At 56.3% G+C, this 13,376-nt stretch carries 10 protein-coding genes; 4 read left to right on the top strand and 6 right to left on the bottom strand.

All coding sequences use genetic code 11. From position 1 onward, the window contains the following. Positions 1 to 114: 114 nt before the first annotated feature. Entirely contained in the window at positions 115 to 1,392 is a 1,278-nt protein-coding gene (gene csiE, locus KOSB73_RS22850) for a stationary phase inducible protein CsiE (protein ID WP_004134927.1), read from the top strand. Here the strand turns inward: csiE and KOSB73_RS22855 are convergent. The 4 genes from KOSB73_RS22855 to KOSB73_RS22875 form a co-directional block, all read right to left on the bottom strand. Beyond that, the gene (locus KOSB73_RS22855) at positions 1,389 to 2,522 is read right to left on the bottom strand and encodes a 3-phenylpropionate MFS transporter (RefSeq protein ID WP_004134925.1); all 1,134 of its coding nucleotides are present in this window, start codon (positions 2,520 to 2,522) and stop codon (positions 1,389 to 1,391) included. The genes csiE and KOSB73_RS22855 overlap by 4 nt on opposite strands. A gap of 77 nt (positions 2,523 to 2,599) precedes the next feature. Beyond that, on the bottom strand, positions 2,600 to 3,436 hold the full coding sequence (locus KOSB73_RS22860) for an aldose 1-epimerase (protein ID WP_024359361.1): 837 nt from the start codon (positions 3,434 to 3,436) through the stop codon (positions 2,600 to 2,602). Beyond that, positions 3,436 to 4,872, bottom strand: coding sequence for a sugar porter family MFS transporter (locus KOSB73_RS22865; protein WP_024359362.1), 1,437 nt, complete (start codon positions 4,870 to 4,872; stop codon positions 3,436 to 3,438). Before KOSB73_RS22865 ends, KOSB73_RS22860 begins: the two co-directional genes overlap by 1 nt. A 136-nt stretch (positions 4,873 to 5,008) precedes the next feature. Then, the gene (locus tag KOSB73_RS22875) at positions 5,009 to 8,284 is read right to left on the bottom strand and encodes a tetratricopeptide repeat protein (RefSeq protein WP_064371613.1); all 3,276 of its coding nucleotides are present in this window, start codon (positions 8,282 to 8,284) and stop codon (positions 5,009 to 5,011) included. A gap of 112 nt (positions 8,285 to 8,396) precedes the next feature. On the opposite strand from KOSB73_RS22875, the gene KOSB73_RS22880 reads away from it, so the two are divergent. Together KOSB73_RS22880 and KOSB73_RS22885 are read left to right on the top strand one after the other, a co-directional pair. Beyond that, positions 8,397 to 9,593 (top strand): ROK family transcriptional regulator, encoded by a 1,197-nt coding sequence (locus KOSB73_RS22880; RefSeq protein WP_004134920.1) that lies wholly within the window; start codon positions 8,397 to 8,399, stop codon positions 9,591 to 9,593. A gap of 74 nt (positions 9,594 to 9,667) precedes the next feature. Continuing rightward, complete coding sequence (locus KOSB73_RS22885) at positions 9,668 to 10,090, top strand: DoxX family protein (protein ID WP_098141046.1); 423 nt, start codon at positions 9,668 to 9,670, stop codon at positions 10,088 to 10,090. Between the two features lie 56 nt (positions 10,091 to 10,146). On the opposite strand, the gene glyA is transcribed toward KOSB73_RS22885, so the two are convergent. Beyond that, positions 10,147 to 11,400, bottom strand: coding sequence for a serine hydroxymethyltransferase (gene glyA, locus KOSB73_RS22890; protein ID WP_004134918.1), 1,254 nt, complete (start codon positions 11,398 to 11,400; stop codon positions 10,147 to 10,149). Between the two features lie 325 nt (positions 11,401 to 11,725). Here glyA and hmpA point away from each other — a divergent pair, with 325 nt between their 5' ends. Next, the gene (hmpA, locus tag KOSB73_RS22905) at positions 11,726 to 12,916 is read left to right on the top strand and encodes an NO-inducible flavohemoprotein (RefSeq protein ID WP_098141028.1); all 1,191 of its coding nucleotides are present in this window, start codon (positions 11,726 to 11,728) and stop codon (positions 12,914 to 12,916) included. 91 nt (positions 12,917 to 13,007) lie between these two features. Here the strand turns inward: hmpA and glnB are convergent, their stop codons facing one another. Beyond that, positions 13,008 to 13,346, bottom strand: coding sequence for a nitrogen regulatory protein P-II (gene glnB, locus KOSB73_RS22910; protein ID WP_002914032.1), 339 nt, complete (start codon positions 13,344 to 13,346; stop codon positions 13,008 to 13,010). Between the last annotated feature and the right edge of the window lie 30 nt (positions 13,347 to 13,376).

Below are 13,376 nucleotides of genomic sequence, written 5' to 3' on the forward strand. Positions count from 1 at the left end.
CGTGAAAAATTCTGTGAACCGCGCCAGCAATCCTGATGTAAAGACGCGGGCGTGCCCTGCTCACCCTGAATACATTAACTACGCTTAACGAAAACCCTAACTGGAACTAACCGGATGATGACAGTGATTGAACCACCATCTGTGCTTTCCAGTCCACAGCGCCGTAGCCAGGTGCTCCTGATGTTTTATCTGCCCGGGCAATCCGTGACGCCCGAATGGCTGGGTAGCCTCACTCAGGTTGATGAGGATACCGCCAGGCAGGACATCGCGGAGACGGGACGCGAAATTCAGCGTTATCACCGCTTGACCCTGACTTCACAAGCGGACGGCAGCTATCGGATGGAAGGCGCCGCGCTCGATCAACGCTTGTGCCTGCTGCACGCTCTGCGCCGCGGGCTGCGTCTGTGCCCGCATTTTGTCAGCCACCATTTTACCCCGGCATTAAAAACGCAGCTTAAACAGCAAGGTATCGCGCGCACGCTGTATGACGACACCAATCTCCAGGCCCTGGTGAACCGCTGCGCCCGGACCCTGAACCGGCAGTTTGACTGCCGCGACGTGCATTTTCTGCGTCTTTATTTACAGTATTGTTTACTGCAGCACCACCTTGGGCAGAGCCCCTCTTTCACCCACGAGCAGCAGCGCTGGGCGCAGGCCGCCGCCGAGTTTACCCTCGCGGAGGAGATTGTTCGCCACTGGCAGCGTCGGGTGGCGACGACGCCCCATGCCGGAGAACAGCTGTTTCTGACCCTGCTGTTTATGCTGCTGAAAACCCCCGATCCCATCCGCGACGGGCACCAGCAGGACCGGCGTCTGCATCTGGCCATCTCCGGGCTGATTCACCGCTTTCAGAACCTGGCGGGGCGTCCGTTCAGCGATGAGCAGGGTCTAAGCGATCAGCTCTATATACACCTCTCGCAGGCGCTACACCGCAGCGTTTTCGCTATCGGTATCGATAACGCGTTGCCGGAGGAGATTGGCCGTCTGTATCCCCGTTTGATGCGCACCACTCAGGCGGCGCTGGAGGAGTTCGAAGCCAGCTGGCAGGTCCGCTTTAGCCAGGAGGAAGTTAGTTTAATCGCGGTGATTTTCGGCGCGTGGTTGATGCAAAAAAACGATCTGCAGGAGAAGCAGGTGGTTCTGCTTACCGATGATAATCCTGACCTTGAGCAGTCGCTGGAGCAGCAGCTGCGCGAGTTAACCCTGCTGCCGCTCAATATTAAGTATTTGAGCGTAAGCACCTTTCAGAAAGAGGGCGCGCCGAAGGAAGTGACGCTGATCGTCACTCCCTATACCACGGCGCTACCGCTGTTTTCACCGCCGCTGTTTCATGCCGACGAGACGTTCAGCGCTCATCAGCAGCAGCAGATTTGCAAGATGCTCGAGGCCTAAGCCACCGCTTTTGGCCGCACCACCAGCGCCGGTAAGGCCACCAGCGCCATCACCCAGAAAACGCCCTGGTGCAGATGCTGGTAGAGAAAGCCGGCAAATACCGTCATTACCGCAATGCTGCCGCCCATCGCTACTGCGGAGTAGACAGCCTGCAGGCGGATCACTTCGCTTCCCTGGCGAGCCGCGATATAGCGCATCGCCGCCAGATGGCACACCGTAAAGGTGCCGCAGTGGAGGATCTGCGCGACGATAAGCCAGGGTAGCGCCGTCGTCCAGCCCATTAGCGTCCAGCGAATCACTCCGCACGCCGCGGACAGCAGCAGCAGATCGCGGGCACTAAAACGGCGGAAGACTTTTTTGCTCAGCGCGAAAATCACCACCTCCGCCACCACGCCCAGCGACCACAAATAGCCCACGGCGGAGGCGGAATACCCCGCCTCCTGCCAGTAGATTGCGCTGAACCCATAGTAGGCGGCGTGCGCCCCCTGCAGCAAACAGACGCAGGCGAGGAAGCGCCAGCTTTGCCGCACCAGCGTAAGCCAGGCCGACAGCCCGGCCGCTTCCTGGTGGCGGGATTCCCCCTGCGGCTGCACCGACGGTTTCAGCAGCATGCCGATCAGCATTGACGCGATACCGATGCTGAGCATCACCAGAATCATCCGGTAGTCATACAGGCTGACCAGCTTCCCGGTCAGTGCCGAGCCAATCACGAAAGCGATCGATCCCCACAGGCGCACGCGCCCGTAGTCCATGGTGATCTGCTTTTGCCAGGTATTCGCCAGCGCGTCGGTCAGCGGCACCAGCGGCGAGAAAAAGAGGTTAAAGCCGACGATAATCACCATTAGCCAGGCGACCTGGTGGCCGATCCAAAATGCGAGCGCGAAGAGCAGCGTCAGCAGCGCCAGAATGCGCAGAGAAGAGATAAGACGGGACGGGTCGCTGACCCGCGGGGCAATCAGCAGGCTGCCAAGAAATCGCGACACCAGCCCGGCGCCGAGCAGCATGCCGATCGTTTCCGGCGTCAGGCCAAGTCCGGAAAGCCAGACGCTCCAGAAAGGCAGGAAGATGCCGTAGCTAAAGAAGTAGGTGAAATAACTTAGCGCCAGCCAGCGCGTGGAGTGCAAGACCATAATTCCCTCCCGAATGGAGGCGACAGTCTGGCGATAAAGCGGGGCGGGTGCAAGATGCCCTCGCCCCATAAATGGCGCTACTCGCGCCCCTGAACGTCTATTTTTAGCGAAAAATTCAGCGTATCTCCGGCGCCCAAAACCCGCAGCCCCGGCTGGCCGTCCATGTTATGGGCGTTTACCGGGTGAGTTTGCGGCTCGAGGCAAAGGAACGGTTCACCCTGCATTCTGAAGAGCATCAACCACGAAGTTTGCGAAAGAATTGTGATAGTCATCACATCACTTACTATCCTCGCTCGTCCACTCCAGCCGGAATAGCCGACGTTCAGCCAGCGATCCTCACCGTACTGCGGGTGGCTGAAATCGGCATGGCCGGGAAGATGGCTTTGCCAGTCCAGCGGAAGGTGTTGTTCCCCTTCCGGCCAGTAGCCACCGGCAGTAAACTGCACCGTGCTGCGCTTATCAAAGGAGAAAAAGGGATGAAAACCGCAGCCGTAGGGGATAGGCGTGCTACCGCAGTGGGTAAGCGTCAGCGATGCTATCAGTTGGTTACGCAGCAGCTGGTAGCGGATCTGCGCCAGGTAATCGAAACCGCAGGCATGTTGCCGACGCAGCTGTAACACGCAAAAGTCGCCGTCGCGCGCAATGATATCCCAGCGCTGTAGCCACCCGTCGCCGTGGAGAAAAAAATGCGCGTCGGCGTGGTGACGAGGCAGGACTATCTCGCGTCCCTGAAAAATAAAGCGGTTTCCGGCGACGCGATTGGCCATCGGCAGCATCGGAAACATACCGCCGGCGGGATTTTCATATAGCACCGGCGCCTGGTATTGCCGCGAGAATAAACTTTGCACTTTGCCGCCCAGAGAAGAGACGCACATCCGCAGATGCGCGTTCTCCAGAATCCACTCTTCCGCCATTAGCGCGTCTGCTCCTGCTTCGCCGCATTAACGCCCGTATGGCGTTGCGCCAGCTGTTCTTCCAGGGCTTCGAGAGTTACCCCTTTCGTTTCCGGCACGTTGCGCAGAATATAGAGATAGCCGGCAGCGCAAATGACGCCATACAGCAGGAAGCTGCCCGCCGCGCCCAGCCCGGCATTAAGCAGCGGGAAAGTGTAGGTTAACAAGAAACAGGCAATCCACAGCGCCAGGGTGCCTAAAGACATCGCGAGTCCGCGAACGCGGTTGGGGAAGATTTCCGCCAGTAGCACCCAGGTGACCGGCGCCAGGGTCAAGGCGTAAATAGCAATAGCCGCCAGCACCAGCAACAGTACCGGCCAGCCCATAATTCCCATGGCGTAAGCGCCGGCAATCAGCACATAGATCAGCGTTAAGCCTGAAGCGCCAAGCAGCATCAGTTTACGGCGGCCGATTTTATCCACCAGCGGCAGCGCGGCGAGGGTAAATACCAGGTTTACAACCCCCGTCGCGACGATCGATTTAAGCGTGCTGTTAATATCGAAGCCCGCTGAGGCAAAAATCTCCTGTGCGTAGTTAAAGATGACGTTAATTCCGCACCACTGCTGGAAGACGGCGAGAACCATGCCAATGATAACGATCGGTTTAACCTGCGGAGCCAGCAGTGCGCCATAGGATACTTTATGGTTATCTTTTTCCAGCGTGTGCGCGATGTCGCGTAATATTCTGTCGGCATAGTCGGCGGAACCAATGCGTTCCAGCGCGGCTCGGGCACGCTCCGGCTTACCGGCCTTCATGAGCCAGCGCGGCGATTCGGGAACAAAAAACATCAGGACCAGAAACGCCAGCGCCGGAACCAGTTCCGCACCGAACATCCAGCGCCAGCCCATCTGTCCGTTCCAGGTTTCCACAATCATCTGCTGCGTTGCCCCCGTCGCCACCGGCTCCGCAATCATCAGGTTAATAAGCTGAGCGGCCAGCACGCCAATCACGATAGTGAGCTGGTTGACCGCAACAAAGCGCCCTCTTTTTTCTGCCGGGCTGACTTCGGCGATGTAAAGCGGGCTGAGAGCGGATGCCAGACCAATCCCCACGCCGCCCACAATGCGATAAACCACAAACATGTCGAAACTACTGGCGACCGCCGTCCCCCACGCGGAAGCGCTGAACAGCACGGCGGAAAGTATTAATGGCAGCTTACGCCCGAGTTTATCGGCGCACCATCCCGAGATTAATGCGCCGAAAACGCAGCCCACCAGCGCCGAGCTCATTGCCCAACCGGACTGCGCCGGGTCGGTAATGGAAAACCAGGCTTCATAAAACGGCTTTGCGCCGCCAATGACTACCCAGTCATAGCCAAACAGTAAACCACCGCAGGCGGCGACCAGACAGATAGTCCAGACGTAGCCCATTTTCAGATGTGTCTGCGCGTTATTCATAATGATTCCTCTATAAGGGAAACGCAGGGAACAGTAGGGTTCAGGCGGGCCAGGCCCGCCCGTTTCAGGTTCAGGTTCAGGTTCAGGTTCAGGTTCAGGTTCAGGTTCAGGTTCAGGTTCAGGTTCAGGTTCAGGTTCAGGAAAACATGCCGCTTTGCAGGGCGTGACGAATCAAATGCGCCTTATCATGAGCCGGGTTCAGCTGCAGCAGTTGCTGCATCGCCTGCTGGCTGGCGGATAAGTTGCCCAGCCCCAGATGGCCCAACGCTTCAATAAACAAACAGTGCTGCTGGTGCTGCTGCTGCGCTGAGACATCAAGCACCACCAAATCCGGGAGAGAGACGGCAAAAAAGTCGGCTTGCGGAACGTCATCCCGATGCTGCCCGGCCCAGGCGATAAAATTCTGGAAGTGCTGCTCGGCCTGCGCCGGGTTACCGCCCTTACGCAGCGCGATGCCCTGCCAGAAAAGGTAATCAGCGGGCTGATCGTTGTAGTAACGCCCGGCGTCCAGCGTTGAGCCTCCTTGTAGGGCAAGCTGGTAATATTCTGCTGCCTGCTGTGCATCCCCAGCCTGTTCCGCGCAGTAGCCCAGCAAATACCAGATATCGTTGTCCGTCTGCCCGGGCAGTCGCCCCTCCCCCAGATTATCGGGATAGCGTAATGCGTCTTTCAGACAGTGCGCGGCCTGCGTAAACGCCTCGCGTTCGATAAACTGCAAAGCCCGATGCAGCTGATTGAGCAAATACTGACCGGTGATTCTCCCTTCCCCGCCTTCCCAGGGATGAAACACGCGCGTACCGAGAATAGCGGCGGCATTGGCATAATGGCCGGCCGCGTTCCACAGGCTTAGCAGCTCAGCGGTCAGATCGTCCCGCTTCAGCACCACCGCTTTGCGCGCCGCCAGCGTTTCCAGTCGTTCGTTTACCGGCGTACCCAGCGATTTTTTCAGGAAATCAAGCTCAAAGAGGAAGCGCGCATTTTCGGGCTCAAGCTCTACGGCCCGCTGCAGATAAGCCAGCGCCTGCGCGGCATCCTGTTGTTTGTTCCAGGCGTAGACCCCGAGCAGGCGATGAGCGGGCGCGTAGTCGGGAGATTTTTCCAGCGTCTCGCGCCAGCAGCTGACCGCCTCTTCATAGCGACGTTTGCTGTACCAGAAACAACCGAGCAGATAGCGGGCAAAAGCGCTATCGCTCAGAGTTTGCAGCATCCGGACTTCATCGAGCGTATTGGGGAAACGCACTTTTTGCGGATGGCAGCGCTCGGCTTCGGCAATTAACTGTTGCCGTTTATTCGCGTCATCACTTAACGAGGCGCGCCACAGCATCGGCAGCGCTTCCTGGCAATCCAGAACCTCAAGCACCTCCTTCGCCGCCTGCTTCTGACCGATGGAGAGCAGCCAGCCCGCCAGCAGGCTGCCGTTGATCCCTCTGCGCCCCGTTACCCGCAGCAGGTTCTCTCGCGCTTCGTCGCCGGGCTCAATCATCCAGCGCACGCAGTGCAGCGGATAGCTCAACGGGTATGGTTTAAGGCAGGCGAAAATATACTCCTGCGCCGCTTTCGTCCGCCCGCTCTTCGCTAACGCCAGCGCTTTCAGCCCCATAGCCAGATGGTTGCTGGCGTTGAACTGCAGGCTGGTGTTGACCTTTTCCAGCGCGTCGACCGTATCACCGCGCTTCATCGCCAGCCGCGCCAGCGCCCACCATGCAGCATCGCGGCAGTTACCGCTCCAGGATGCTTTATAATAGTGATCCCAGGCGCCTTGTTCATCTCCCTGCCTTTCCAGCGCGCTGGCAAGCAGCATACTGGCTTCGCCATCGCGCGGATTTTTATTCAGACGATGAGCGCGAAGTAGCGCGGCGCGGGCACATTGCTCCGCTAAAACCCAGTCGGCCTGGTTAAACGCCAGCGTCCCGAGAGCAACATTATTACGATAATCCTGCGGATCGAGGGCTATCGCCCGGCGATAGTAATCTGCGGCATAGCGGCTGGCGTGATTGTATTGTTCAAGATGCTGGCCGATAAAATAGAGCTCATCACCGTTGTGAATCTCTTCAGGCATCGCCGGCGCAGAGGCCGGTTCGGGCAGCGGCGTCTGCTGAGTAATATGTTCGTGATAATCCAGTAGCACTTGCTTGTCTGCACTTTTCACCTTAATGGTCAAACGACCGGCGTCATTTTGCGGCAGCGTATGCCGCCAGCTCTCTCCCGGCTTCAGCGTAAGCTGAGTCTCATACAGCGGCTGCTTTTCCGCGCTGAGTTCAACAACAATATTTTCCAGCGGCGCAATGGCGTAAACGCCGAGCTGCAGCTGCTCAGAATCGCGAACCAGCTTCAGCGCCAGCTGCGTATTGGCATTTTGCACCATCCCCAGCTCGCTATAGGGAAGGAAATTTTGCACAAACACCTTCTCTTCATAAGGCGCAAGCCAGGTAAAGTCAGGCTGGTTATCGGTGTAGACGCCGGTCATTAGCTCAATATAGGGGCCGTTTTCATCCGTCAGATTGCGGTCCCACGCCTGGCCAAAGTCGCCATAGCCCCAGCTCCACTGTTTTTTGCCCGGCGAAACGTGGTGGTCGGCGACATGCAGTAGCCCACCGCGCTCGTCGTGGTGATAAGCGCCGACAAAATCGTAGTCCGATTTCTCCGCCATATACGAGGTGGGTACAGGAACGTTTTTATAACGGGAGATATCGACGCCCGCAGAATAGTCGACTTTGTAGTAGGTGCCGGTGGCAATAGGGAAAGCGGAAACATCACGCTTGCCGTGATCGAACACGGCGGTGACGTCGGGCGGAAAAACGCTCTGATGAGCATCGCCGCCTTTTACCGCCGGGTTGGCCCACCACAGGAAATGACGCGGCGTGGCGTTACCGTTAAAGACCTTGCCGGTAATTTCAATCAGCGCGCGGTCAGGATAAAGTGTAAACCCGGTCATGACCTGCAAACCGCGCATGGGCTCCGCTTCCCCCATCCATACGGTCTGCACGCCGTTTTCCCCGCACTGGATCGAAAAGTCGACCGGCATAAAGGTCGTCGGGCGATGATGCTGCGGCCAGTTGAACTCGATACCGCCGGAGATCCAGGGCCCCAGCAGCCCCACCAGGGCGGGCTTCACCACTTCATTGTAATACACGAAATCGCGCTGTTTAACCTTGTCATACGCCCGATGTATACGGCCGCCGAGTTCCGGTAACAGCATAATTCGAATGAAATCATTCTCCATCCATACTGCCTGATAATCGCGCATCTCACGTTCGCCGGTCAGGGTGTCAATCACGCCGTAGGGATAGACGTTACCGGAAGAACCTTGATAAACGCGTTTTTCCAGAAACATGGGATTCGGATCCTCCGCCCCCGTTGTCCACGTAGGTAATGTAATTATTTCCTGCCAGACCTTAACCGAACCGTACATGACGCCTCCACTAAACAAAGTAAGGTAAAATTCGCTATGGGAGGAGTTTATATCGTCACTTAGCTGCTAAAATGCGCAATGCTCACGCAATATAGTTAAGGGAGTTAAGTGTATGCAGCGTACCGGTTTAAATAACGCCCGGGTCAGACAGACCAATAAATCCATTTTTCTGGCTCATCTCTGGCGGGAGAAGCAGCTGAGTAAATCCCAGCTTTCTCAGCTCACCGGACTCTCTATTCCGGCGGTGAGCAATATTCTTGAAGAGCTGCTCAGCGAGGGACTGATCGACCATTCCACGGAAAAAATGAGCAAACGCGGAATGAACAGCGGAAGCTACCAGATCCCCGCGCGCGGAGCCTGGACGCTATGCATGAATATCACGCCAACCAGTATTGAGTATCAGCTTGCCGACGCCCGTCTACTGGCAGTTGACGGCTGCCAGCATGTGCCCATCGACGCGCCTACGCCGCAGGCCCTGCTGGAGAGCATTATTGCATGCTGGCGGCGTATCCACCGTCTCTACCCGCAGCACAGTATTCATCTCGCGCTTGGCGTCCATGGTCAGGTAGATCCGATAACCGGCGTTTCACAAACCATGCCCCAGGCGCGCTGGAAAACGCCGATTGAAATAAAGTATCTGCTGGAAGAACAGCTCGGCGTGCAGGTGCGGGTAGATAATGACTGCGTGATGCTGGCGCTGGCCGAGAAATGGCAGCATCAGGGCCCACAACCGGATTTTTGCGTGATCAACGTCGATTACGGTATTGGCTCATCGTTTGTGATTAACGATCAGATTTATCGAGGAAGCCTCTACGGCAGCGGGCAGATTGGACACACGATTGTGAATCCTGACGGCAAGGCCTGCGACTGCGGCAGATACGGCTGTCTTGAAACCGTAGCCTCCCTCAGCGCGTTGAAAAAACAGGCGCGAATGTGGCTCAAAACCCAGCCTGAGGCGCAGCGCTCCCCGGAGCAGTTAACCACGGCATCGCTCATTGAGGCCTGGGAAAAGGGGGACGTGCATATTCGCGCATGGGTTGACAGCGCGGCCAACGCCATTGGCTTAAGCCTTTATAATTTCTTGAATATTTTGAATATTAATCAGATCTGGCTATACGGTCGCAGCTGTGCCTTTGGCGAACAGTGGCTGGAAAGTATCGTTAAACAAACCGGCTTTAATCCCTTTGACCACGGCGATACGCCGCGAGCGCACGCCACTCAAATCGGCTTTGGCACACTGACCCGCGCCCAGCAGCTGATGGGGATCGGTTATCTGTATGTTGAGGAGCAATTGCAGACGCTGCGTTAATCATCAGGGGGACGTGGCGGAGCGCAAATTTGTGTATTACGTTTAAATCACACGTCTCTTATAACGAGCTGATTATGAACACTCTACGCTACTTTGATTTTGGTTCCTCCCGCTCTCTGCTGCTGCTGATTGCGCGTATCGCGGTAGTGGTGCTGTTTATTCTTTTCGGTTATCCCAAGCTGCTCGGCTTTAGCGGCACGGTGCAGTATATGGCCTCCTCCGGCGCGCCGATGCCAACGCTTGCGGCCATCATTGCCATTATTATGGAGGTGCCGGCGGCCATTTTAATTGTGCTGGGCTTTTTCACCCGCCCTCTGGCAGTGATCTTTATTTTTTATACTCTTGGCACCGCGGTAATAGGCCATCACTACTGGGATATGTCTGGCGATGCGGTGCTGCCGAACATGATTAACTTCTGGAAAAACGTCAGCATTGCCGGCGCCTTCCTGCTGCTGACAATAACCGGGCCCGGCGCTATTTCCCTCGATCGACGCTAATCTTCAGACGTAAAAAAGGCCGCGATTGCGGCCTTTTTAATTTTAACGGCTAACGATTACGCATAAACCGGGAAGCGGGAGCAGATGTCCAGCACTTTGCCCTTCACGCGCTCAATGACCGCTTCATCATTGATGTTGTCCAGCACGTCGCACATCCAGCCGGCCAGCTCTTTCACTTCCGCTTCTTTAAAGCCGCGACGGGTGACCGCCGGAGAACCGATACGGATACCGGAGGTCACAAACGGGCTCTTCGGATCGTTCGGTACGCTGTTTTTGTTGACCGTGATGTTGGCGCGACCCAGCGCAGCGTCAGCTTCTTTACCGGTCAGGTTTTTATCCACCAGATCCAGCAGGAACAGATGGTTTTCAGTGCCGCCGGAAACCACTTTGTAGCCGCGGTTCAGGAACACTTCGACCATCGCTTTGGCGTTTTTCGCTACCTGCTGCTGATAGACTTTGAACTCTGGCTCCATCGCTTCTTTCAGCGCAACCGCTTTGGCCGCGATAACGTGCATCAGCGGGCCACCCTGGGCGCTCGGGAATACGGCAGAGTTCAGTTTTTTGTACAGTTCTTCGCTACCGCCTTTCGCCAGGATCAGGCCGCCGCGCGGACCCGCCAGGGTTTTATGGGTAGTGGTGGTCACCACGTGAGCATGCGGAACCGGGTTCGGGTACACGCCTGCGGCAATCAGACCGGCAACGTGGGCCATGTCAACGAACAGGTATGCGCCAATGCTGTCAGCGATTTCGCGCATTTTTGCCCAGTCAACGATACCGGAGTAGGCAGAGAAACCGCCGATAATCATCTTCGGTTTGTGTTCCTGAGCCTGCTTCGCCATATCTTCGTAGTCAATTTTGCCGGACTCATCAATGCCGTAAGGAATGATGTTATACAGTTTGCCTGAGAAGTTAACCGGAGAACCGTGAGTCAGGTGACCGCCTTGCGCCAGGTTCATACCCAGAACGGTGTCGCCCGGCTGCAGCAGAGCGGTATAGACCGCGAAGTTGGCCTGGGAACCGGAGTGCGGCTGCACGTTAGCGTAGTCAGCGCCAAACAGCTCTTTCGCGCGGTCGATAGCCAGTTGCTCAACGATATCGACGTATTCACAGCCGCCGTAGTAGCGCTTACCCGGATAGCCTTCAGCGTATTTGTTAGTCAGCTGAGAGCCCTGCGCCTGCATAACGCGTGGGCTGGTGTAGTTTTCGGAGGCGATCAGTTCGATGTGCTCTTCCTGACGTACTTTTTCTTGCTCCATAGCCTGCCACAGTTCGGCATCATAATCGGCAATGTTCATTTCACGCTTTAACATCCGCATCTCCTGACTCAGCTAACAATAGAATTTCGGCCTTAAAAGGCGGTCCGATTGGACAACGGCCCACAGTATAACTGAATCATTCTGTGATAACAGGTCTTGACAAAGGATTTTACGCAAACGATTGGCTCCGCGTAACACAAGGCTTTGAGCAATAAAGCTCCTGCAATTATCAACGGATTTGTTTTCAGGTTTGTGATGCGAATATTTCATGTTGTCACTGCCGTAGGGCAAAGCGTTAAAGAACCATTTACAAAGCAGGGGTATTTTTATAAGATGCATTCAAAATGCATCATTAAGATAACCTACAAAGGAAGCTGCTATGCTCGACGCGCAAACCATCGCTACGGTGAAAGCCACCATCCCCCTGCTGGTTGAAACCGGTCCGAAACTGACCGCCCATTTTTACGACCGGATGTTTGCTCATAATCCTGAACTCAAAGAAATCTTCAATATGAGCAATCAGCGCAACGGCGACCAGCGCGAGGCGCTGTTCAACGCTATTGCCGCCTATGCCAGCAATCTTGAGAACCTGCCTGCCCTGCTGCCGGCGGTGGAGAAAATCGCCCAGAAGCACACCAGCTTCCAGATCCAGCCCGAGCAGTACAACATTGTCGGTACCCACCTGCTGGCCACTCTTGACGAAATGTTCAGCCCGGGCCAGGAAGTACTGGATGCCTGGGGCAAGGCCTACGGCGTACTGGCCAACGTCTTTATTAATCGTGAAGCGCAAATCTATAACGAAAGCGCCAGCAAAACCGGCGGCTGGGAAGGCACCCGCGCGTTCCGCATCGCTAAAAAAACGCCGCGCAGCGCGCTGATTACCAGCTTTGAGTTTGAGCCGGTCGACGGCGGCGCCGTGGCTGAATACCATCCAGGCCAGTATCTGGCGGTCTGGCTGAAGCCGGAAGGTTTCCCGCATCAGGAAATTCGTCAGTATTCCCTGACCCGCAAACCCGACGGCAAAGGCTATCGCATTGCGGTTAAGCGCGAAAACGGCGGGCAGGTTTCAAACTGGCTGCATGATTCCGCCAAAGAAGGCGATGTGATTTATTTGGCGGCACCAGCGGGGGATTTCTTCCTCAACGTGGCGCCAGAAACGCCGGTCACGCTGCTCTCCGGCGGCGTGGGGCAGACGCCGATGCTGGCGATGCTTGACGTACTGGCGAAAGCGCAGCATCCGGCGCAGGTGAACTGGTTCCATGCGGCAGAGAACGGCGACGTGCACGCCTTCGCGGACGAAGTGAAAGCGCTGGGTGAAACGCTGCCGAAGTTTACTTCTCACGTCTGGTACCGCAGTCCAAGCGAAGCGGACCGTCAGGCGGACGCGTTTGATAGCGAAGGTTTGATGGATTTATCGGCCCTGGCCGACAAGATCGGCGCCCCGCAGATGCAGTTCTATCTCTGCGGCCCGGTGGCGTTTATGCAATTTGCCGCGCAGCAGCTGGTTGAATTGGGAGTCAATAAGGACAACATCCATTACGAATGTTTCGGGCCGCATAAGGTACTGTAACCCGGTATAATAACCCCGGTGGCGGTGCGCTTACCGGGGCTACAAATCTGGACGGAATTGAAGTTCTTAAGCCATCATCCGTTTTTTAAGCTTAAATCGCCGCGTCGTCTTCTTCGCCGGTGCGGATACGAATCACGCGCGCGACATCGAAGACAAAGATTTTACCGTCGCCGATTTTGCCGGTCTGCGCCGTACGGATGATGGTATCCACGCAGGTGTCGACGATATCATCGGTGACAACGATTTCGATTTTCACTTTCGGCAGAAAATCCACCATATACTCCGCGCCGCGATACAGCTCGGTATGCCCCTTCTGGCGGCCAAAGCCTTTCACTTCCGTTACCGTCATCCCGGTGATGCCGACTTCGGCCAGCGCTTCGCGCACGTCATCCAGTTTGAAAGGTTTAATAATCGCATCAATCTTTTTCATGGTGTTCCTGTCTTAGTCGCGTAACCGGTT

This window comes from Klebsiella grimontii (assembly GCF_900200035.1).
Lineage (GTDB): Bacteria > Pseudomonadota > Gammaproteobacteria > Enterobacterales > Enterobacteriaceae > Klebsiella > Klebsiella grimontii.

Excerpts from the sequence above, each read along its gene's own strand:
- csiE (WP_004134927.1), top strand. The coding sequence starts at position 115 with ATGATGACAGTGATTGAACCACCATCTGTGCTTTCCAGTCCACAGCGC.
- KOSB73_RS22855 (WP_004134925.1), bottom strand. The coding sequence starts at position 2,522 with ATGGTCTTGCACTCCACGCGCTGGCTGGCGCTAAGTTATTTCACCTAC.
- KOSB73_RS22860 (WP_024359361.1), bottom strand. The coding sequence starts at position 3,436 with ATGGCGGAAGAGTGGATTCTGGAGAACGCGCATCTGCGGATGTGCGTC.
- KOSB73_RS22865 (WP_024359362.1), bottom strand. The coding sequence starts at position 4,872 with ATGAATAACGCGCAGACACATCTGAAAATGGGCTACGTCTGGACTATC.
- KOSB73_RS22875 (WP_064371613.1), bottom strand. The coding sequence starts at position 8,284 with ATGTACGGTTCGGTTAAGGTCTGGCAGGAAATAATTACATTACCTACG.
- KOSB73_RS22880 (WP_004134920.1), top strand. The coding sequence starts at position 8,397 with ATGCAGCGTACCGGTTTAAATAACGCCCGGGTCAGACAGACCAATAAA.
- KOSB73_RS22885 (WP_098141046.1), top strand. The coding sequence starts at position 9,668 with ATGAACACTCTACGCTACTTTGATTTTGGTTCCTCCCGCTCTCTGCTG.
- glyA (WP_004134918.1), bottom strand. The coding sequence starts at position 11,400 with ATGTTAAAGCGTGAAATGAACATTGCCGATTATGATGCCGAACTGTGG.
- hmpA (WP_098141028.1), top strand. The coding sequence starts at position 11,726 with ATGCTCGACGCGCAAACCATCGCTACGGTGAAAGCCACCATCCCCCTG.
- glnB (WP_002914032.1), bottom strand. The coding sequence starts at position 13,346 with ATGAAAAAGATTGATGCGATTATTAAACCTTTCAAACTGGATGACGTG.